This is a genomic window from Microtetraspora glauca, assembly GCF_040656155.1.
GTDB lineage: Bacteria > Actinomycetota > Actinomycetes > Streptosporangiales > Streptosporangiaceae > Microtetraspora > Microtetraspora glauca.
Genome location: NZ_JBFALK010000010.1, coordinates 76,779 through 96,499 on the forward strand (window position 1 = coordinate 76,779; position 19,721 = coordinate 96,499).

Consider the following 19,721-nt stretch of genomic DNA (forward strand, 5'->3'; position numbering starts at 1 on the left):
GTCAGGTCGGCGGTGCGGCGCCGTACCACCGGGTCACCATCGCTCCACACATACAGACTCGGCACCCCTATCGGGCCGATCGCCACGTCCGCCGGATCTTTGGCGGCGAACGATACGCCTCCACCTCCGCCGGGCGTGCGCCGGGCGATTGCCTTCGCCTTTCGGTGCGAGGACATATGGTTTCAAGATGCTACCGAATGGTGGACCGGCTGAGATCGAACCCCGGGCGTCGAACCCCGACGTGGGCTCAGCGCCGGTTGAGGATTCGGCGTGCCCCGTACAGGAGGACGCCGATCATCAGGACCGCGCTGCCGGAGAGCACCGCGACCGGCGGGAGGCTGAAGGCGAGAGCGGCACAGCCGGCCAGGCCGAGGACGGGGACGACCCGGGGCGGGCGTCCTTCACCGGGAGGCAACGTCCAGGCGGCGGCGTTGGCGATGGCGTAGTACACCAGCACGCCGAAGGATGAGAAGCTGATCGCGCCGCGCAGGTCACTGGTCAGCACCAGCACGATGACGACGGCGCCGACGGCGAGTTCGGCCCGGTGCGGCACCTTGAAGCGCGGGTGCACCGCGGCCAGAGCGGGCGGCAGGTGCCGGTCCCTGGCCATGGCCAGGGTGGTACGGGACACCCCGAGGATCAACGCGAGCAACGATCCGAGGGCGGCGATCGCGGCGCCCGCCTGGACGGCCGGGGCCAGGGCGGGCAGGCCTGCGGCGGTGACCGCCTCGGCCAGCGAGGCGGTCGATCTGGCCAGTCGCCGAGGACCCAGGACGGCCAGGACGGTGACCGCCACGGCCGCGTAGACCACCAGGGTGATGCCGAGTGCGATGGGGATCGCGCGCCGGATGGTGTGGGCGGGGTCGCGCACCTCCTCGCCCAGGGTGGCGATGCGGGCGTAGCCGGCGAACGCGAAGAAGAGCAGGCCCGCCGCCTGCAGCACGCCGCGCACGCCGCCCTCGGAGACGGCGGTGAGCCGGGCCGGCTGGGCGTGGCCGCTGACGGAGATCGTCGCCACCAGGGCGGCCAGCACGATCAGCACCACCGCGACGATGAGGCGGGTCAGCCACGCCGCCTTTCGTACTCCGGTGTAGTTCAGTGCGGTCAGGGCCACCACCGCGGCCACGGCCACCTCCCGGTGGTGCCCCGGCCACAGGTAGGCGCCCACGGTCAGCGCCATCGCCGCGCAGGAGGCGATCTTGCCGACCACGAAGCTCCACCCGGCCAGATATCCCCACAACGGGCCCAGACGTTCGCGGCCGTAGAGGTAGGCGCCGCCAGAGGCGGGGTAGCGCGCCGCCAGCCGCGCCGAGGAGGTGGCGTTGCAATAGGCGACCACCGCCGCGAGCGCCAGTCCCACCAGCAGTCCGGAGCCGGCCGCGGCCGCGGCCGGGGCCAGCGCGGAGAAGACCCCGGCGCCGATCATCGATCCGAGGCCGATGACCACGGCGTCGGTCAGACCCAGGCGACGCTCCAGCAGCGGCTGGCGGGCTCTGGCCGACGCGCTGGCCATAGCGACTCTCCATCGACGTAGAACGGATCCCGATGTCGGGTTCACGATACTGATTCGGCGGTGTACGGAAACCGGCCGGTCCGGTCGCGGCGGCCGGGTCACTCGGCTGGCCGGAGCATTACCCGGAAGGTCGCGTGGGGTCGTGAGACCAGGGAATGTCCCGAACGCACCCAATGCCCGAGCGCGCAGACGATGAAATGGAGAGGTGTCGTGGGGGACCTGAACTCTCCGGCGGTGCGCCGGCGCGATCTGCTGGGCTTGTCCACCGCCGCGATGGCGGGGGGAGCCGCCCTCGCCGCCTGCGGCGCCCCGGCGCGTACGGCCGCGGCCGGGGCGACCTCCCCGGCGCCGTCCTCGCCGGGTAAGGAGTCCGAGGTACCGGTGACTCCGCCGGAAGACCTCATGCGCGAGCACGGCGTACTCAAACGGATCCTGTTGATCTACCGGGACGGGATCCGCCGGATCGACGGTGGCGAGCAGGTCCCGGCGCAGCCGCTCAACGCGGGGGCGCGCATCATCCGTGACTTCATCGAGGAGTACCACGAGCACCTCGAAGAGCAGTACGTCTTCCCGCGGCTGCGCAAGGCCGGAAAGCTCACCGACACCGTCTCCGTCCTCCAGCTCCAACACCGGCGCGGACGCGTTCTGACCAGCCGCATCCTGGACGCCACCGCTCCCTCCAAGGTCCCCGACGCGCGGGGCCGCCGCGCCCTGGTCACCGACATGGCCGCGTTCATCCGCATGTACGAGCCACACGAGGCCCGGGAGGACACCGTGGTCTTCCCCGCCTTCCGCGACGTCGTCCCGCCCAAGGAGTTCCTCGAACTGGGCGAGGTCTTCGAGGACGAGGAGCACCGCCGCTTCGGCGCGAACGGCTTCACCGGCGTGGTCGACCATGTCGCCGACATCGAGAAGACCCTCGGGATCTACGACCTGGCTCAGTTCACTCCACGGGTGTGACGCCGTGCCGGGGGTCGCCGCTCGTCCCGCGGTCATACAAGGGAGATCCATGGCTTGTGCATGATCCGCAGGTCGCGGGCGGACCGACGGAGCGCCGCGGATAGCCTCCCGAGGACTGTTCGACGTGGGGGATGATGAGTCGTCGGGCCCAATGACCGGCTGTCCAGTGACCGGCCACGGTCCATCGGCGGGGTTCCCGAGCGCCTGCTCGGGATCGGCGTGGTGATCAGCGCGGTGGTCGCCGTTCTCCTGGGCCTCTTCGCCGCTCCGACCGATGCGGTGCAGGGCGATGCCCAGCGTCTGATGTATGTGCACGTCCCGGCGGTGCTGACCGCCTATGCCGCGTTCTCCGTCATGCTGGTGGGGAACGTCATGTATCTGCTCCGCCGTACCGGCGGGTGGGACCGGTTGGGGCGGGCGACCGCCGAGCTCGGCACCGGACTGACGGCGCTCACGATCGCGCTCGGCGTCCTGTGAGCCCGACCCGTTTGGGGCGTCTGGTGGACCTGGGATCCGCGCCTGGTCAGCACCACCGCCATGCTGCTCCTGGCATTGGTCTGCCTCGCCGTACGGGCGTGGCCGGGGGAGGGCGGTGCCCGCAGGGCCGCGCTCGCCGGACCGCTCGTCGTCACCGTCATGCCGGTCGTGCACTTCTCGGTCCTGTGGTGGCGAACGCTGCACCAGGCACCCTCGCTGCTCAAGCCGTCAGGGGACATTCCCGTCGACCCGCCGATGCTCGCGGCGCTCGCCGCCGGAGTGGTGGCCTTCATGCTGGCCGGGGTCTGGGTGGTCGGGCGGCGTTTCCGAGCGCTGAGCACGCTGCCCGAGACCTCGGCCGAACGGGAGTACGTGGCGCGCGCGACCATGAGGGCGGCGGCGTGACCGGGGCGGGATGGGCGTGGGCGGGTTACCTGCTCACTCTCACGACGTGGGGCGCGTACGTCGTCTGGTCCGGCAGGCGGTCATCGTGATCTCCAGGTCGCGGTGGTCCGGCCGCCTGCCGCTGCTGCTCGTCGTCGCCGCCGCCGGGATCGCCCTGGCGTGCTTCGCGGTGACGGGGCCGGGGGAGGGGCTGGTCTACTGCCGGACCCCGACAGAGGTCGCGAGGGAACCCGCCGACCCAGCGCTGCGGATGCGGGTCGGCGGGCTCGTGGTGCCGCACTCCGTCCACCAGGAAGGAGGAGCCATCACGTTCCGGCTCAGCGACGGTGTGACCGGCATCGAGGTGGTGTACCGGGGCGAGCGTCCGGCGGTGTTCCGCGAGGGTCAGGACGCGGTCGCCGAGGGGATCGCCGGGCCCGACGGCGTTCTGCGCTCCGACCGGCTGATGGTCAAGCACTCCAACGAATACCGCGGCAAGGCCGCCGCCCCGTGATCTGCCCGCTCGGGATGATCGCGCTCGCCACGGGCGCGGTCGCTTCGGTGGTCGCGGTGCTCTCGTGGCCGCGACCGGCGCGACGCCGTACGGCCCGGGCCGCCACGGGGGCGGCGTTGGCGGCGGGGGTGGCGGCGTTCGCCCTCCCGGAGACGGCGCTGCTCACCCGGGACTTCCAGGTCGAATTCGTGGCGCTCCACGGCGGCCGGGACGTGTCGCCGTACTACACGGTCGCGAGCCTGTGGTCGGCGCTCGAAGGCTCCATGGTGCTGTGGATCCTGGTGCTCACCGGGTTCGCCTTCGCGGCCGGTCACGGACAGGGGGACGACCCTCGCCGGCCGATCGCGATGGCGGTGATCATGCTGGTGTGCGCGTGCTTCTTCGCGCTCACCCTGCTGGCCGCGAACCCGTTCCAACCGGTCGCCGTCGCGCCGGCCGACGGGCCGGGGCCCAATCCGCTGCTGCGCGGCCACCCTCTCATGGGCGTCCATCCGCTGCTGCTGTACATCGGTTACGCCGGTCTGGTGGTTCCGTTCGCGTACGGAGTCGCGAGCCTGCTGACGGGCGAGTGCGGACGGGACCGCGTCCGTGTGATGCGGCGATGGACGATGATCGCCTGGATTCCGCTGACCGCCGGAATCGTGCTCGGCGCCTGGTGGTCGTACGGCGTGCTCGGCTGGGGCGGGTACTGGGGATGGGACCCGGTCGAGAACGCCTCCATCATCCCGTGGTTCGTCGCCACGGCGTTGCTGCACTCGCTGATGGTGCAGGAACGCCGGGGAGGGCTGCGCAGGTGGAACGTCTCTCTCGCGGTGGCCGCGTTCCTCCTCGTGCTGATGGGCACGTTCCTCACCCGGAGCGGCGCGGTGGCCAGCGTGCACTCCTTCACCAGATCGGCTGTCGGCCCGGCGCTGCTCGGACTTCTCACGGCGGCGCTCGTCGAGACCGGAGGGCTGCTCGCCTGGCGGGCCGACCGGTCCCGCGCCGGCGCGGGGCTCCGGCCCGGCTTCTCCCGCGACCTGCTCTTCCTCGTCAACAACGTGCTCTTCGTGGCATTGGCCTTCACCGTTCTGGTTGGCACGCTGGCTCCGCTGGCCATGGAGGCGGCGCGGGGGACTCCCGTGACGGTCGGCAGGCCGTACTTCGACCGGATGACGGCGCCGCCCGCCCTGGCGCTGCTCGCTCTCATGGCGGTGGCCCCGTTGCTGCCGTGGGCGCGGCCGGACCCGCGGCGGCTCATCCGGCGGCTGCGCCTTCCCGTGGCGGTCGGCGCCGGGACGGTCACCGCGCTCGGGTGGGGCGGGGGGTATCCACCGCTCCCGCTGGCGGCCTTCGGGCTCGGGGCGTCGGCGCTCGCGGGCATCGCCGCCCATGTGTCCGAAATGACGTGGTGCCACGCACGCTGTGGCAGGACGCGCACGAGGACGACTGCAACACCCGCAGGCCGCGCGCCGCCGCGCCGCCGGGCGGGGTGGCCGCGGGCCGGGACTGTCCGGTCAGCCACGAGGCGAAGGCGGCGGGCGGCTGGGCGATCACGTGGAAGGCCATGTGCCCGTGCTGGATCCCGCAGTACTCCGCGCACTGGCCCCGGTAGACGCCGTCGCGTTCGGCGCGCAGCCACATGTCGTTCACCCGGCCGGCGACGAGGTCGGTCTTCACGGCGAGTTGTGGCACCCAGAAGCTGTGGTTGACGTCGTCGGTGCGCAGCCGCAGCTTCACGGTCTTTCCCGTAGGCACGTGGATCTCGTTGGCGGTGACGAACCCGGACGCGGGGTAACGCGCCTCCCACCACCAGCGATGGCCCGTCACTTCGATGACGAGCGCGCGCGGATCGTGCGGAACGCCGAGATCGCGCAGGTCACGCAGGTCACGCAGCCCGATGGCGTAGACGAACGCGAGCACGATCGCGGGGAGCACCACCCCCATGGTCACGACGAACCCGCGGCCGGAACCGGATCGTGACCGTACGCCGGGGCCGGTGCGACGGGCCAGCACCCAGCCGATCAGCACCGCCACGAGCGCGGCCACGACCATCGAGATGCCGAACAGGAGCCACCACAGGCCCGCCACGCGCCTGGCTCCGGCGCCCGCGGGCGACAGCGCGGACGGGCTGGAACCTCCGCACGCGGCGAGCAGCGAGACGCATGCCGGCAGGCACACCAGGCCCAGCCGGCGGATCAGGGTCGTGGCCGCCGATGACCGGCTCAGCCTCGCCTGTCCATGGCTTGCCGGATGACGTCGGTCTCGCCCATCTTCTCCGGAGCGGTTCGCTGCTCGGCCATCGTGCGTCTCCCTTCGAGCACGCCGGGATCTTCCCTCCGGGCCTGCCGGCCACGCTCGTCCTTGCCAAGTGCGGAGCTTCGGAGGGGCCGATGAGGAGAATCGCGCCAAGTCCGGCGAGGAGTACCGGCGGGAGGCTCGGCATCGGGTAGTTCATCCCTGAGATTCAGGCCTCCGCCTTCAGGCATCGCGTACGGAGTGCCGAGGATGACGCGCGGCGGGATCGTTGAGCGCACGGGCGAGATGGGGGTGCGGTTCGCGGCGGTCCAGCCAGTGCGCGGTCGCCTGGGTGGCGCGTTCGATCAGGTCGGCGGTCTGCCCGAAGTCGACGGGCAGCACCTCGACCGGGCACAACGGCGGGATCACGTGCACGTGTGTGCGACGGCGGTTGTGACCGATGGAGGCGCTGATGCGCTGCTCGCTCAGCAGGTTGTATCCGTGCAGCGCCATCGCGATCGCGCTCGACGGCGGGGTGGGGAGATGGCAGGAGAAGCCCGGCGCGAGCAGGTACACCTCGTCGGCCCCGGCGTCGACGGCGTAGTCCAGCGTGGTCTTGTCGGCGACGCCGCCGTCCATCAAGAGCTGATCGTCGACGGTGACCGGGGGATAGAGACCGGGGATGGCGGTGCTGGCCAGCAGTGCCGGCAAAGCGGGGCCGTGGGAGAGGACCACGGCCCGCCCGCTGCGGACGTCCGCGGTCAAGACCGACAGCGGGATCCGAGCGTCCTGCAGGTTCTCGATCGGCAGTATGCGGGCAAGGAAGCGCTGCAGATGGCGGTTGTCGAACAGGTAGTTGCGCCGGCCGAGCACCGCCTCGGCGAACGTGACCGGGTTGAACGCGAACGTGATGTTGAACGCTCCGAAGGCTTGCAGGGCGCCTCGAAGCGGGTGGAAGGGCAGGTTGGACGCCATGGTGCGCAGGGCTTCCGGCGTGCTGAGCGGATACACGTCGTGGCTGCTCACCGACAGCCACAGCCGGGCCAGTTCCTCGACGCCTCTCGCGTGGGGGTGCGCGGCATAGTAGGCCGCGTTGAGGGCGCCCACGGATGCGCCGACCACCATGTGGGCCTCCACCCCGAGCGCGGTGAGGGCACGGAGCATGCCGACTTGGACGGCTCCCAGGCTGCCGCCTCCCCACAGGATGAAGGCCGTCGTCATCCCGCCTCCTCTCCCGAGGTCCGGGCCCGCGCACTCGCGTCGGCGGTGCGTGCCGATGATGTGGTTGCCGGTGCATCGCGGGTCCGCGCCCGTCGCGTTCCTTGCCCGGAGCCGCACGGACGGTAATCGTACGGATCCTGTTGACGGTGTCTGCCCCTCCGGAGCCGTTCCAACCTGAGGCCCTGTGGTGCGACGCCGCCTGAGAGGTCACACCTCACGGATACGCGTCGGCCCCGGACACTCCGGGTGAGACGGCGTATGTCCAGGGAAGTAAGAGCATGCACCTTCGGAACGGGAGGAGGAGGTCGTCGTGAACCTCCAGACGATTCCCTGGGCCGTCCGGCCGACGCGGAGGCCGTCCGGGGGCGTAGCCCCCTCTCCACTGGACGGGCGATGACGGCGCGCGTGACGGTCGTGGTGGCCACGCGGAACCGCCGGGACGTGGTGGCGCGCTCGCTGGTCCACCATGAGTGCCCGGTCATCCTCGTCGACAACGGCTCCACCGACGGAACCCCCGCGTTCGTACGGCAGGCGTTCCCGTCGGTCGAGGTGGTCGAACTCGGTGAGAACAGGGGCGCGCCGGCGCGTAACGTCGGCGTGCGCCGTGCCTCCACACCGTACGTCGCGTTCGCCGATGACGACTCCTGGTGGGACCCGGGGGCCCTCGCCGCGGCCGCCGACATCCTGGACGCCCATCCTCGTCTCGGACTGCTCGCGGCGCGCGTGCTTGTAGGTCCCAATAATCTGCTCGACCCCATCTGCGAGGAGATGGCTCGTTCGCCTCTTCCGGTGCGGGCCGACCTTCCCGGTCCGCCCGTCCTCGGGTTCCTGGCCTGCGGAGCCGTCGTACGCCGCGATGCCTATCTGGCCGCCGGGGGCTTCGACGACGTGGTCTTCTTCTTCGGTGAAGAAGAACGCCTTGCACTGGACCTGGCCGCGAACGGCTGGGGACTGGCTTACGTGGACGAGGTCGTCGCCCAACATCACCCCGAGCCTCCCCGGGACCCCAGGGAGCGGCAGATCCTGGCCGCGCGCAACGCGGTGCTGACGGCACTCATGCGCCGCCCGTGGATTGTGGTGGCGCGCACCGCGACAGGAGTCGCCCTGAGCGGGCCGACCGGATGCCGGGCGCTCTTCGACTCCGTCCGCAGACTCCCTCAGGCGTTGGCCCGTCGCCGTCGGCCGCTCGGCGCCATCGAATCGGACCTGCGACGCCTGCGCCAGGGCTGAAGCGCACCGGCGCCGCCGGAAGGCCGGCGATACGCAGCGGTACGTCGGCTCATGCGGCTCATGTCCGGCGAACGCTGGGGGTCAGAAGGCGTACGGGCCGAAACGGCCCCAGGCCACCACGGCGGCCAGCAGCAGGAGCACCAGGTTGACCACGATCGTCGGTGACTCCTTGCGGCGGGTGTGCGTTACGGCGGCACCGGCCATGACCACGGCCAGGCCGAGCGCGGCCAGCGGCGTGAGCAGCGGCGCGATGTCCAGGGCGGCGGGGAGGATCAGGCCGATCGCGCCAAGGACCTCCAGAGCGCCGATGCCCTTGACCACTCCGGCGGAGAAGTCCTCGGTCCAGGCCATGCCGGACCCGGCGAGCCTCTCCTTCGGCTGCGTCAGCTTCATCAGGCCGGCGCCGAGGAAGACGAGGGCGAGCAGGCCGGCGATGATCCACAGAACCACGTTCATCGGAAGTCCATTCCGTACGGTTGACTTGAAGATTCAAACGAACAGTAGATATATGGACTTGAAGCGTCAACTCGTGATGCGACCTAGATCAGTTGACGCATCAAGTAAAATCAGAGCTATGGACACACCGCGCGAACCTCGCTGGCTGACCGAGGAGGAGATGCAGACGTGGCTGGCGCTGGTCAGCGTTCTGATCAGACTGCCCGCCGCTCTGGACGGGCAGTTGCAGCGCGACGCGGGCATCAGCCACTTCGAGTACCAGGTCCTGGCGGGGCTGTCGATGACTCCCGAGCGCACGATGCGGATGAGTGAGCTGGCGTCCTTCTCCGACGGGTCACTGTCGCGCCTGTCGCATGTGGTCGGCCGGCTGGAAAAGCGCGGCTGGGTACGGCGCACGCCCGACCCGGCCGACGGACGCTACACCCTGGCCGTCCTCACCGAGGACGGCTGGGACAAGGTCGTCGCGACCGCTCCGGGGCACGTGGAGGCGGTCCGCGGCTTCGTCCTCGACCCCCTCACCAAGGCGCAGACCCGGCAGCTCCGCGACATAGGGCGCCGCATCATGCGCGCCATCGACCCCGACGACACCTGCCTCGGCTGACCTTCCAGAGTGACAACCCGATCGCCCCGCCGACGGCCGACCCGCCCGATGCGCCACCAGGAGAATTCCATGGCCTCCATCCTCAACCCGGAGATCCCCGCCGGGGCCTACGATGAGTTCCTGCCCGGGGCGCTGCCCGCCGCCCGCGCCCAGCACGCCTGGACGCCCGCCGACGGGCCGCTACCCGCCTTGTACATCAGCCACGGCGCGCCCCCGTTGTTCGACGACGGCCCCTGGCTCCGTGAGCTGTTCGGCTGGGCGCAGTCGCTGCCCAAGCCCAAGAGCGTCCTGATCGTCTCCGCGCACTGGGAGGCCGCGCCGCCGGCGCTGTCCGCGTCCGCCGCGCACACTCCGCTGGTGTACGACTTCGGGGGCTTTCACCGCCGCTACTACACGATGCGGTACGACACCCCCGACGCGAGCGCCCTCGCCCGGCGGGTGGCCGCGATGATGCCCGACAGAGAACCGGTTCACCAGCACCGCAGCCGTGGGCTCGACCACGGGGCCTGGGTGCCACTGATGGCCATGTACCCGCTGGCCGACATCCCGGTGCTCCAGCTCAGCCTGCCCTCGCACGACCCCGACCTGCTCCTGCGCCTGGGGGCCAGGCTGGCGCCGTTGCGTGAGGAGGGCGTGCTGGTGATCGGCTCGGGGTTCATGACGCACGGGCTGCCGTTCGTCACTCCCGAGATGATCCACAAAGGCGTCGTCCCCGCCTGGTCGTCCGAGTTCGACGCATGGGCTGCCGACGCGCTGGCCCGAGGGGACGTGGGGGAACTGGCGGCCTACCGGACGCGGGCGCCGGGCATGCCGTACGCGCACCCGACGGTGGACCACTACATCCCGCTGTTCATCACGCTCGGCGCGGGAGGCCGCGCGGACCAGCCGGTCACGACCGTCATAGAGGGGTACATGATCGGCTTCTCCAAGCGCTCCTTCCAGACCCCGGCATGAGGGTCTCGAGCCGGAGAGCGTGCGGAGGCGTAGGTGTCGCCACCGTTTCCCGGCTCTTCGCCGGGATGGCATCTTCAGAGAAGAAACCGTGCTGCTCGTGAATGGTCAACGGGTACGAGTATCTCGCGCGCCAAAGGCGGAGCACCGCTCACCATGAATTGATCAGCGGGGTGGAGACCAGTGACCACATCTGCCGAACACCGTCAGCATCCCGATCACGACCACGTCCACGGAGCCGGTTGCGGGCATGTCGCCGTACCGCATGCTGATCACGTCGACTACGTACACGACGGGTGCTTGCACCGGGTGCACGGTGATCACGTCGATGAGTGTGAGCCCGCGGGCCACAGGCCTCACGAAGATCACGGTCACCAGCATGGGCCCGGTTGCGGACACGTGGCCGTACCGCACGGGGATCACGTCGACTACATCCACGACGGTCACCGCCATGCCGGCCACAACGGGCACTGGGACGAGCACTGAGCGGCGGCGCGATGCCCGGCTGGGATGCCGTTTCCTGTGGGCGCGGGGTTCACCGGTGTGTTCGACAGGCGGACTCGCTGGTGGACCTCGCTGACGGACGTGGTCTAGAACTGAAGAATGCGTCTGGGCATTTTCCTGATTGCCCCGTGCCGTCCGGGGTGCTCGCCCGGAGAGGTCCTTTCCCAGACCGTCGACGCCATCTCGGCGGCCGAGGCCGCCGGATTCGACGATGCCTGGATCGCTGAGCACCATTTCATGACATACGGGGTGTGCCCTTCGGCCACCACGCTGGCGGGCGTCGCGCTGGGCCGGACCGCGAAGATCGCGGTTGGTACGGCGGTGGCCACTCTGTCCACCCGGCATCCGGTCGCCCTCGCCGAGGAGGCGGCGGTCTTGCACCATGCTTCCGGCGGCCGGTTCCTGCTCGGCGTGGGTCGTGGCGGCCCCTGGCGTGACCTGGAGGTGTTCGGCACGGGCTTGCCCCGGTTCGAACGCGGATTCGCCGAAGGTCTCGACCTGCTGTGCGCGGCCCTCTCCCGGAACGAGGTGGCCGCGGACGGTGAGTTCTTCAGGTTTCGCCGGGTGCCGATGATGCCACCCGCCCGGCTGCGGCCGCTGGTGGCCTGTACCTCCGCGAATACGGTGCGGCTCGCCGCCGAGCGCGGACTGCCCATGCTGCTGGGCATGCACATCGACGACGCGGAGAAGGCCGCCATGATCGCGCAATATGAGCGGTACGCGGCCGCGGCCCCGACGGTGCCGGGGGCGGCCACAGCTGGAGCTGTCCCGAACGGCGCTGTTCATGGCGGGCATGGAGTGAACGGCCACGTGGCCGCCGTGGTGGGGCACGTGGCCGACTCCACGGCGGCAGCCGTGCGGGAGCTGCGTACCGAAATGCCCCGGTGGCTGGAGCCGGGACTGGCCGGATACGTACGGGTGGACGGCCAGGGCTCCTCACGCACGGACGCGGCCCGCTATGTCGAGCGGCTCTGTGCGATCCACCCGGTCGGTTCGCCGGAGCACTGTGTCGATGTGATCCAGGCCACGGTCGCCGCGACCGGTCTGCGGCATCTGATCCTCATGGTGGAGGGCACGGCCAGCCCCGACCGGACCCGGGAGAACATCGCCCGGTTGGGCGCCGAGGTGCTCCCCCGCCTTCGTGAACATGGCCTGCGCGGGCGCGAAGCCACGCTCACCGGTACGGCGGAGCAGCAGTCGACGGGACCTGGCCGCGGATCATAGAAGCGGGACACGCGGCCGTCGGCCGAGCCGGTCAGGGTCCGACCCGCCCGACCCGGTACGTCACATGGGTGGCGTCCGGGGTGTCCACAGCGTCCAGGTGTTCCAGCTCCGGGCCGGCGCCGTCGAACAGGACGGTGCCGGAGCCAGCGGTAACGGGGCGATGCGCAGCCTCAGACGATCGACCAGGCCGGTCCGCAGCGCCTGCCGGACGATCGACGCACCACCCATCACGTGAACCCGCTTGTCGCCGGCGGCGGTCGCGGCCGCTTCGATCGCGGCGGCGACCCCGCCGGTCGCGATCGTGAACATGGTGTCGCCCTTGCGCACCACCTTGTGCGTCCGGCGGGTGAGGTGCTCCTGCGGGCGTGGCGGTCCAGGGACGCGTTCGAGGAGCGTGCCGCTGCCGCCCCGCCAGCGGGCCGTGCTCATCCTGCGCGACGTGCTGTCCTGGTCGGCGAGCGAGGCGGCCACCCTGCTCGGCACGACCGTGCCGGCGGTCGCCGCCTACGTCCGAGGCGCCGGTGACACCGCTTTCCGTTCCTTCGCGCTGATCGTGCTGCGCCCGAGGGCGGGCCTCCTCGCCGCGATGGACGTGTTCGAGGCGCCCGGCCTGTTCGCCGCGTTCGGCCTCCCGGCGAGCCTGGACCAAAGATCGTTTGAGGACGTGTGCCCACGGTATGCCCATGAAGATCGAAGTGGCAGCCGGTGATCAAGGGAGGGGCAGAGGGCGTGGAAGAGTGGAGCGGGTGACGGTAAGCGCACCGGACCAGCAACAGTGTTCTCACCTGCGGTTTCGCTGTTCCAGCTGGTCGCGCCCACCGGGTTGGGCCGGGTTCCGCGGCAATCTGTCACCTTCCTGCCGGGGCTTCGTTGTGCCTACGCGGGCATAACGATGATCTTGTTGGATGGGGGTTCACGTCAGTGGGCGTCGCCCATGCGCTTGTGCGCCCGCGTGTGTCCCCGGCCGTCGTCGTACGCTACTGATTGGGCCTGTGACACAGCGGCAGTCGCCGACCGAGCCATGGCCGAAGGCGGTTGCCGCGTGACGGGTTGGCCTCATCTCCCCGAGGAGGTGGTGGACGGTGAACATCCGTCCTGCAGAAGAGATCAGCCACGCCGTTCACGTCGCCGTGGAGGCCGCGATCTGGGCGCCCTCCATACACAACACCCAGCCGTGGTCGTTCGCCGTCTCCGGTGACGAGATCAGCCTGCGGGCTGATCCCGATCGGTTGCTGCGGCTGGGCGATCCAGAGGGCCGTCAGATGCTCATCAGCTGCGGCGCGGCGCTGTTCAACGCGCGGCTCGCCCTGCACGCGCTGGGTTACGAGCCGGTGGTGCGCGTCCTTCCCGAGCCCGACCGCCGGGCGCTGCTCGCGACGATCAGGCTGGGCGCGAGCGTCCAGGTCGACGAGGACACGCGGCTGCTGCACGCGCAGATCGAGCGCCGCCGAACCCACCGCGCGGGCTTCACCGATACCCCCGTCCCGGAGCGACTGGTCGAGACGCTTGTCCGGAAGGCCGCCGCCGAAGGGGCGCGGCTGACGCCTATCCGGTCCGAGGCGGCGGTGAGGGTCGTCGCCGCGCTCACCAGCGCGGCCCAGGACGTCCAGTCGCAGGCCCGAGCGTTCACTCTGGAGTTGCTCCGCTGGTCCCGTCCACCCGGCAGCGCCCGGCAGGACGGTGTTCCGGCGGAGGGGTACCCGCGCACTCCACGGCGTACCTTCCCGCATTTCGCTCAACGGGACTATGCCCACGGCCAGCCGTGGGGCAACGACGCGGACCAGTTCACCTCGGCGTGCGCCGGGGTCGTGGCGGTGCTCACGACGCCCGGCGACTCCCGCGAGGAGTGGATCGCCGCCGGTCAGGGGTTGCAGAGCGCCCTCCTGCACGCGTGCGCCGAGGACGTGAGTGCCGCGGTCCACACCCAGGCGCTGGAGATGCGTCACCTTCGCGACTTCCTGCGGGAGGAGCTGTGCTCCGGGGAGTACCCTCAGATGATCCTGAGGTTCGGGATCACGCACGACGTTGATCGAGGAGTACGCCGTCCGGTTCCCGAGGTGCTGGAGGGCGACTGATGACAGCCCCGATCGTCATCGGCTTATCTCAGTTCCGGTACTGCGTGGCCAGGTGCGCCCGCAGGATCCGGCCGTCTCCGAGCTCCGGGACCTCGGGCCGCGGGTGCGCGTAGAAGCAGCGGATTGAGCACTTCAGGTGGCGTGGTCCGCCAGACCGGGCGCCAAGGTGCTGCGCCCCCTCTGGCGTCAGGGACAAGCGCCACGAAATGATCACCGCGTGGCGAACGTGATTTTCTTCGATCTGGACGGCACCCTGGTCGATCATCGAAGCGCGGTCTGGGAAGCGATCGGCCAGATCGTCAAGGCCGCGCCGAACGCGACGGCTCCACCGGAGGAGCTGGTGACGTTGTGGTGGACGCTGGAGGGGCGCCACATGCGGGAATACCTGGCCGGGCAGTGCTCCTTCGCTGAGCACCACCGGCGCAGGCTCCGTTCCTTCCTGCCGATGCTCGGCGAGCCGGTTCCGGAAAGTCCCGGCCTTCTGGACGCCTGGATCGCCGACCGCTACCTCACCGTGTTCGAGGAGTCCTGGCGGTGCTATCCCGATGTCCAGCCCTGCCTGGAGACCCTGAAACGGCTCCCCCGAGGACCGCGTCTGGCCGTTCTGACCAACGGGGACCCCGAGCAGCAGCGCGCCAAGCTCGCCCGCTTCGGCCTCCTGGAATACTTCGAAGCCGTCCTGACCCCGACCGAGCTCGGCGTGGCCAAGCCCGTCGCCTACGCCACCGCCTGCCGGTGGATGCGGACGGACCCCCCGCAGGCGGTCAACGTGGGCGACATGCTGGAGAGCGACGTGAACGCGGCCGCCCTCGCCGGGCTCACCGGCATCTGGCTGGACCGTGGCGTCGACTTCGTCACCGGTGGACCATCGCCGACGGCAGATGAGACGGTACTCCGCATCGAACGCCTCACCGACCTCCCCGACCACCTATCACGCACGAACGCCTGACCGGCTCTCACCGAACCTCAGCGCGGTTTGAAGGCGGGAGTTCGGTCTTCTCCTCGATGGCCTTGGCTATGGCCTTGGAGCCCGCAAACTCCGCGAATCCGGATCGATACCGGCCGTACACGATCAGCGGCGTCCGGCTCATCGCAGACTTCTCAACGGCACCCGAATAAAGCGGATGTGGGCCGCTGCCTTCTCGGACGGAGGATTCTCGGACGGTGTTCGCCCAGATGAGCCTTCGGCAACTGGACACTCAACCTCACTCCGCCCGACCACATCCCCACCACCCGGCTCGATCTGGAGCCCCGCGTCCTGTCCGCCCCCGACCACCTGATCGAGGGGCGCAAGCGGCAAGACATGCCCGCGGCCAAGGGAGTCCGGCTTTGCTGTTGCAGGACGTGAGCGCCACTCAATCACAGCTCCTCGCATGCCGATCAATATGGTGAAATAGCGATCAAGCGACATCTCGCGCAGCGGCACGCCACCCAGGCCACAGGTACGGTGAGGGGACGATGGGTGACAGCCGGAAAGGCAGTGTTGTCAATGTCCAGTGCGCAGCTGTACGACACCATCGGAGCCACCTACACCGTGACACGGCGCACTGAACCGCGCATCGCCGCGCGGATCTGGGCTGCGCTCGGCGACGCCCAGACCATACTGAACGTCGGGGCGGGCACCGGGTCCTATGAGCCCCCCGACCGCCACGTCCTCGCGGTGGAGCCGTCGGCGCTCATGCGTTCGCAACGCTCTCCGGACGCTGCGCCGTGCCTGGTTGGATCTGCCGAGAACCTGCCGTTCGATGACCACTCCTTCGACGCCGCGATGACCGTTTCCTCCATTCACCACTGGCAGGACCCGATTGCCGGCCTGCGTGAGATGCGGCGGGTTGCTCGCCGCATGGTGGTGTTCACGCACGACACCAGTCACACCGGATGGCTTCATCGGTTCTGGCTTACTCGCGACTATCTGCCTGAGGTCGCGGACCTCCTTGTCGGCCGGCCTTCGGTGACCGAGCAGGCTCGCGCGATCGGAGCCCGGATGGAACCGGTGCTCATCCCGTGGGACTGCGCTGACGGCTTCTTCGAGGCCTACTGGCGTCGGCCGGAGGCGTACCTGGAGGAGAATGTCCGTCACGGGATGTCGGTCTGGGCCAGAGTCGGGCCGGAGGCCGAGCAGCGCGCAGTGCACAGCCTCCGGGATGACCTCGCATCCGGCCGGTGGGCCGAACGCAACCGGGACCTCGTCGATCTCGACGCGGCAGAGCTTGGCCTTCGCCTGCTGATCGCCTGAACCCGCGCCGTCCTCGGCGTCTGGAACATTCACCAAATCAAAACGATCGTTAGACGAACGCCCGGACGCCCGAGCAGGTCACGCCGCGGTGTCTCTCTGCCGTATCCCGGCCGCGCCCCTGGGTGACCCTCGCGAAACGCGGTACTAGGGTGGAATTGATGGGCACGCCGTTTCGGCGTCATCTACGCACCGAATCGACGCTCCGTAGCCAGGCAGCGCTGGCGCACAACCGTCACAACACGGAGTGATCGCTCATGCTGAGACATTCTCTCGCGGCAGGGGTGATGGCGGCCTCCGCCCTCGTCGTCCCTGTGACACTGCCCGCGCAACCCGCCACCGCGGCGACAGCGGCCGCGGTCGCCACCACCTCGATCCCGCCCACGTCGATCACGACGACCTCGGCCACGAACTGGGGGCCCTGCTGGCATGGTCGTTGCCACTGGCAGCGCCACTGGCGCTGGGACGGGGGCTGGCGTCACTTCCACCACTGGGATGGGGGCTGGCGCCACGTCCGCCACTGGGACGGAGGTTGGCACCACTTCCGCCATTGGGACGGAGGGCACCACTTCCGCCATTGGGACGGAGGGCACCACTTCCGCCACTGGAGGTGGTAATCGCGTATGACACCGGACGGTGACGCGTGACATTCGTCGCCGTCCCGTCTGGATGCCGGGCCGTCGTCCCCGTGGAAATGCCCGCGGAGCGGCGGCCCCACCTCGTCGGCGGAGAGTCGTTGTACCGCGCGCGGATGAAGAGGTTTCGTGTCAGCGCGGGGTGAGGACGCAGAATTCGTTGCCCTCCGGGTCGGCGAGGACCGTCCACGGAACGTCGCCCTGGCCGAGGTCGACGTCGGTGGCGCCGATAGCCCGCAGCCGGACCACCTCCGCCGCTTGATCGTCGCCGGGGTAAGGCCGGAGGTCGAGATGGATGCGGTTCTTCACGGTCTTCACGCCGGGTGTGCGGAGGAACTCCAGATACGGCCCTACCCCCTTGGAGGAGCGCAGCACCGCATGATCGTCGCTTACCTCGTGCAGGGTCCAGTCCATCGCCTCGCCCCAGAACCCGGCCATGGCCCGCGGATCCGCGCAGTCGACCACCACCGCGGCGATCGGCCCGGTGTCCTTGTAGTTCGATCGAGGCTCCAGCACGCAGAACTCGTTGCCCTCAGGGTCGGCGAGGACCGTCCACGGGACGTCGCCCTGGCCCACGTCGGCGGGCGTCGCGCCGAGATCCTTAAGGCGCGCGACGAGGTCCGCCTGATGGGCCGCGGAAGTGGTCGCGAGATCGATGTGCACGCGGTTCTTCACCGTTTTAGGTTCCGGAACGGCAATTACGTCGATGCAGACAGCGACGGGATCCGGATAGGCGAAGCCCTCCGGTTCGACGTTGGTCACGCCGGGCCCCTCGCTGGAAATACCCCAGCCGAGCGCCTCCGCCCAGAACCGACCCACTGCGGAGTCGTCCCGAGCATTCATCGCAATCTGAACAAGTCGTGTCGCCATGGCGCCAACCCTATGCCCGCGTGGCCGGCCTTTGCCGGTGCTGATCCCCTCGGCCTGAAGATCGGCGGGATGGCGTTCGACCAACCACCGATCGGCTTGAGCCCGCCCTCAGTCGGCTGGATCGGGCCGTCGTCGCCGTCGTCGCCGTCGTCGTCGCCCAGCACGGTCCATGACTCCAGCCCTGTGACGGGCGACAAGGCTCGCCGCACCTGCGTGCTTCCTCCGGCGATCTGTGTGATGGACGGTGGCGGACAACCAGATCCAGCAGGCGGATCACCGGGCGAAGTCGTTTGTCATGGACGTCGTGGACAGCACCTCACGCGCTACAGGTAACGAGGACCTGTGAAATGCGGGTGCGGGAGGTTCTGGCGGCCGGACCGCTGGTCATCCCGCCGGACCATCACCCCGCGGCTCTGCGCGCGCCGTCGGCCGGAGTGTTCGCCCGTGGCTTCGGCGGCCGTTTCGGACAGGCTGACCTGAGCCAGCAGTCCGTCAAGTGACAGTTTCAGAGCCCCGGCGACGGCGACGACCGTGAAGAAGGCCGGTGTGGGGATACGGCCCCTCTCGATCTTCCGCAGCGTCTCGGGGGAGATCCCGGCCCGGAGTGCCACGTCGGTGATGCTGCGTGAACCCCTGGCCTCACGTAGCAGGTCGCCCAGCCGTTCCCCGCGCAGGCGGTCGGCGATCGACAACGGTTCGCGTACCATGAGCCCAATACTAATACCGGTATAGTTATCGGAATCTAGAAGGAGGCAGGAGTTGATCGAGCTCAAGACCGCCGGCGAGATCGAGGTGATGCGTGAGGCCGGCCGGGTCGTCGCGGCGGTACACACGCAGGTCCGCTCGCACGCGACCGTCGGGGCGTCTCTGCGCGAGCTCGACGAGCTGGCCCGCCAGATCATGCACGAGGCCGGGGCCGGCTCGTCCTTTCTCGGCTACCACCCGGCGTTCGGTGCCACTCCCTACCCTGGCGTGATCTGCACCTCGGTGAACGAGGTCATGCTGCACGGCCTGCCCACCGGCTACCGGCTCCGTGACGGCGACCTGCTGAGCATCGACTGCGGCGCCCACATCGACGGCTGGCATGCCGACGCCGCTGTCAGCTTCTGCGTCGGCCGGGCCCGCCAGGGCGACGGCGACCTGATCGCGACGGCCGAGCGCATGCTGGCCGCCGGAATCAAGCAGGCCGTGCCGGGCGCGCGGCTGGGCGATATCGGCCAGGCCATGTCCCGCATCGGCCGCGCGGCCGGTTACGGCATGCAGAACGACTTCGCCGGCCACGGCATCGGGCGGGCCATGCACGAGGACCCGTGGGTGCCCAACGAGGGCCGTCAGGGGCGCGGCCTGAGGCTCCGCTCCGGCATGGTCATCGCCATCGAGCCCAGCCTGATGGCCGGAGGCGGGGACGACTACGCGATGGCCGAGGACGGCTGGTCTCTATGCAGTGGAGACGGCAGCCGCACGGTCCACGTCGAGCACTCAGTGGCCGTCACCGACGACGGACCGGTCATCCTGACCCTTCCCTGACGCCCGATGAGAGAGGGCCGGAGTTTCGGTTGAGAGCGGGTTCGAGGTCAGGGCCGGGCTGGGCCGTGTGCTGAAGGGACCTTCGCCTCTGGGGAGCGGCGTTGCCGGGGCATGGGATGGAGACGTGGG

At 69.8% G+C, this 19,721-nt stretch carries 20 protein-coding genes and 3 pseudogenes; 15 read left to right on the plus strand and 8 right to left on the minus strand.

Annotated features, from left to right (window positions below):
- Positions 1-247 precede the first annotated feature (247 nt).
- A complete protein-coding gene (locus AB0I59_RS19265) occupies positions 248-1,513 on the minus strand; it encodes an APC family permease (RefSeq protein ID WP_358134453.1) in 1,266 nt (421 codons plus the stop codon).
- 210 nt (positions 1,514-1,723) lie between these two features.
- Here AB0I59_RS19265 and AB0I59_RS19270 point away from each other — a divergent pair, with 210 nt between their 5' ends.
- The 4 genes and pseudogenes from AB0I59_RS19270 to ccsA (AB0I59_RS42235) all read left to right on the plus strand — a co-directional run.
- A complete protein-coding gene (locus AB0I59_RS19270; protein WP_358134456.1) occupies positions 1,724-2,473 on the plus strand; it encodes a hemerythrin domain-containing protein in 750 nt (249 codons plus the stop codon).
- Between the two features lie 222 nt (positions 2,474-2,695).
- A pseudogene (gene ccsA / locus AB0I59_RS19275) lies at positions 2,696-3,355 on the plus strand (cytochrome c biogenesis protein CcsA).
- Positions 3,356-3,401: 46 nt separating this feature from the next.
- Positions 3,402-3,848 (plus strand): cytochrome c maturation protein CcmE, encoded by a 447-nt coding sequence (locus tag AB0I59_RS19280; protein ID WP_358134459.1) that lies wholly within the window; start codon positions 3,402-3,404, stop codon positions 3,846-3,848.
- 14 nt (positions 3,849-3,862) lie between these two features.
- Positions 3,863-4,696, plus strand: a pseudogene (gene ccsA / locus AB0I59_RS42235) (cytochrome c biogenesis protein CcsA); the annotation flags it as partial.
- A gap of 433 nt (positions 4,697-5,129) precedes the next feature.
- On the opposite strand, the gene AB0I59_RS19290 reads toward ccsA (AB0I59_RS42235), so the two are convergent.
- A complete protein-coding gene (locus AB0I59_RS19290) occupies positions 5,130-5,882 on the minus strand; it encodes a cytochrome c oxidase subunit II (protein WP_358134824.1) in 753 nt (250 codons plus the stop codon).
- Here AB0I59_RS19290 and AB0I59_RS19295 point away from each other — a divergent pair.
- Complete coding sequence (locus AB0I59_RS19295) at positions 5,827-6,084, plus strand: hypothetical protein (protein ID WP_061258039.1); 258 nt, start codon at positions 5,827-5,829, stop codon at positions 6,082-6,084. The two genes, AB0I59_RS19290 and AB0I59_RS19295, sit on opposite strands and share 56 nt — an antisense overlap.
- Positions 6,085-6,308: 224 nt before the next feature.
- Here AB0I59_RS19295 and AB0I59_RS19300 read toward each other — a convergent pair whose 3' ends face one another.
- Complete coding sequence (locus tag AB0I59_RS19300; protein WP_061258040.1) at positions 6,309-7,286, minus strand: patatin-like phospholipase family protein; 978 nt, start codon at positions 7,284-7,286, stop codon at positions 6,309-6,311.
- 393 nt (positions 7,287-7,679) lie between these two features.
- Between AB0I59_RS19300 and AB0I59_RS19305 the strand changes: the two genes are divergently transcribed.
- Positions 7,680-8,516, plus strand: coding sequence for a glycosyltransferase family 2 protein (locus tag AB0I59_RS19305; protein WP_358134462.1), 837 nt, complete (start codon positions 7,680-7,682; stop codon positions 8,514-8,516).
- Between the two features lie 81 nt (positions 8,517-8,597).
- Here AB0I59_RS19305 and AB0I59_RS19310 read toward each other — a convergent pair whose 3' ends face one another.
- Positions 8,598-8,972 carry a DoxX family protein gene (locus tag AB0I59_RS19310; protein WP_358134465.1) on the minus strand — a complete coding sequence of 125 codons (375 nt, stop codon included), beginning with the start codon at positions 8,970-8,972 and terminating at the stop codon, positions 8,598-8,600.
- A 118-nt stretch (positions 8,973-9,090) separates the two neighbouring features.
- Here AB0I59_RS19310 and AB0I59_RS19315 point away from each other — a divergent pair, with 118 nt between their 5' ends.
- Both AB0I59_RS19315 and AB0I59_RS19320 read left to right on the plus strand, forming a co-directional pair.
- Positions 9,091-9,573 (plus strand): MarR family winged helix-turn-helix transcriptional regulator, encoded by a 483-nt coding sequence (locus AB0I59_RS19315; protein WP_061258043.1) that lies wholly within the window; start codon positions 9,091-9,093, stop codon positions 9,571-9,573.
- Positions 9,574-9,642: 69 nt separating this feature from the next.
- Entirely contained in the window at positions 9,643-10,527 is an 885-nt protein-coding gene (locus AB0I59_RS19320; RefSeq protein WP_358134469.1) for a dioxygenase family protein, read from the plus strand.
- Between the two features lie 162 nt (positions 10,528-10,689).
- On the opposite strand, the gene AB0I59_RS19325 is transcribed toward AB0I59_RS19320, so the two are convergent.
- Positions 10,690-10,962, minus strand: a complete 273-nt coding sequence (locus tag AB0I59_RS19325; protein WP_358134472.1) for a hypothetical protein — start codon at positions 10,960-10,962, stop codon at positions 10,690-10,692.
- 165 nt (positions 10,963-11,127) lie between these two features.
- Between AB0I59_RS19325 and AB0I59_RS19330 the strand changes: the two genes are divergently transcribed.
- Positions 11,128-12,252 (plus strand): LLM class flavin-dependent oxidoreductase, encoded by a 1,125-nt coding sequence (locus AB0I59_RS19330; protein WP_061258046.1) that lies wholly within the window; start codon positions 11,128-11,130, stop codon positions 12,250-12,252.
- Positions 12,253-12,312: 60 nt separating this feature from the next.
- Here the strand turns inward: AB0I59_RS19330 and AB0I59_RS19335 are convergent, their stop codons facing one another.
- Positions 12,313-12,681: a dihydrofolate reductase family protein gene (locus tag AB0I59_RS19335; RefSeq protein ID WP_082777166.1), complete on the minus strand. Its 369-nt coding sequence runs from the start codon at positions 12,679-12,681 to the stop codon at positions 12,313-12,315.
- Between AB0I59_RS19335 and AB0I59_RS42100 the strand changes: the two genes are divergently transcribed.
- From AB0I59_RS42100 to AB0I59_RS19360, 5 genes are all read left to right on the plus strand, one after another.
- Complete coding sequence (locus AB0I59_RS42100; protein ID WP_435831017.1) at positions 12,647-12,961, plus strand: sigma factor-like helix-turn-helix DNA-binding protein; 315 nt, start codon at positions 12,647-12,649, stop codon at positions 12,959-12,961. The two genes, AB0I59_RS19335 and AB0I59_RS42100, sit on opposite strands and share 35 nt — an antisense overlap.
- A gap of 373 nt (positions 12,962-13,334) precedes the next feature.
- Positions 13,335-14,327 carry an Acg family FMN-binding oxidoreductase gene (locus AB0I59_RS19345; protein WP_061258049.1) on the plus strand — a complete coding sequence of 331 codons (993 nt, stop codon included), beginning with the start codon at positions 13,335-13,337 and terminating at the stop codon, positions 14,325-14,327.
- A gap of 217 nt (positions 14,328-14,544) precedes the next feature.
- Positions 14,545-15,276, plus strand: a complete 732-nt coding sequence (locus tag AB0I59_RS19350; protein ID WP_061258050.1) for an HAD family hydrolase — start codon at positions 14,545-14,547, stop codon at positions 15,274-15,276.
- 540 nt (positions 15,277-15,816) lie between these two features.
- Positions 15,817-16,563: a class I SAM-dependent methyltransferase gene (locus AB0I59_RS19355; RefSeq protein ID WP_358134478.1), complete on the plus strand. Its 747-nt coding sequence runs from the start codon at positions 15,817-15,819 to the stop codon at positions 16,561-16,563.
- A gap of 254 nt (positions 16,564-16,817) precedes the next feature.
- Positions 16,818-17,177, plus strand: coding sequence for a hypothetical protein (locus AB0I59_RS19360; protein ID WP_358134481.1), 360 nt, complete (start codon positions 16,818-16,820; stop codon positions 17,175-17,177).
- A 150-nt stretch (positions 17,178-17,327) separates the two neighbouring features.
- On the opposite strand, the gene AB0I59_RS19365 is transcribed toward AB0I59_RS19360, so the two are convergent.
- Positions 17,328-18,065 (minus strand): VOC family protein, encoded by a 738-nt coding sequence (locus AB0I59_RS19365; RefSeq protein ID WP_358134484.1) that lies wholly within the window; start codon positions 18,063-18,065, stop codon positions 17,328-17,330.
- Positions 18,066-18,538: 473 nt separating this feature from the next.
- A pseudogene (locus tag AB0I59_RS19370) lies at positions 18,539-18,772 on the minus strand (helix-turn-helix domain-containing protein); the annotation flags it as partial.
- Between the two features lie 52 nt (positions 18,773-18,824).
- Here AB0I59_RS19370 and map point away from each other — a divergent pair.
- Positions 18,825-19,592, plus strand: coding sequence for a type I methionyl aminopeptidase (map, locus tag AB0I59_RS19375; RefSeq protein ID WP_061258052.1), 768 nt, complete (start codon positions 18,825-18,827; stop codon positions 19,590-19,592).
- Positions 19,593-19,721 lie beyond the last annotated feature (129 nt).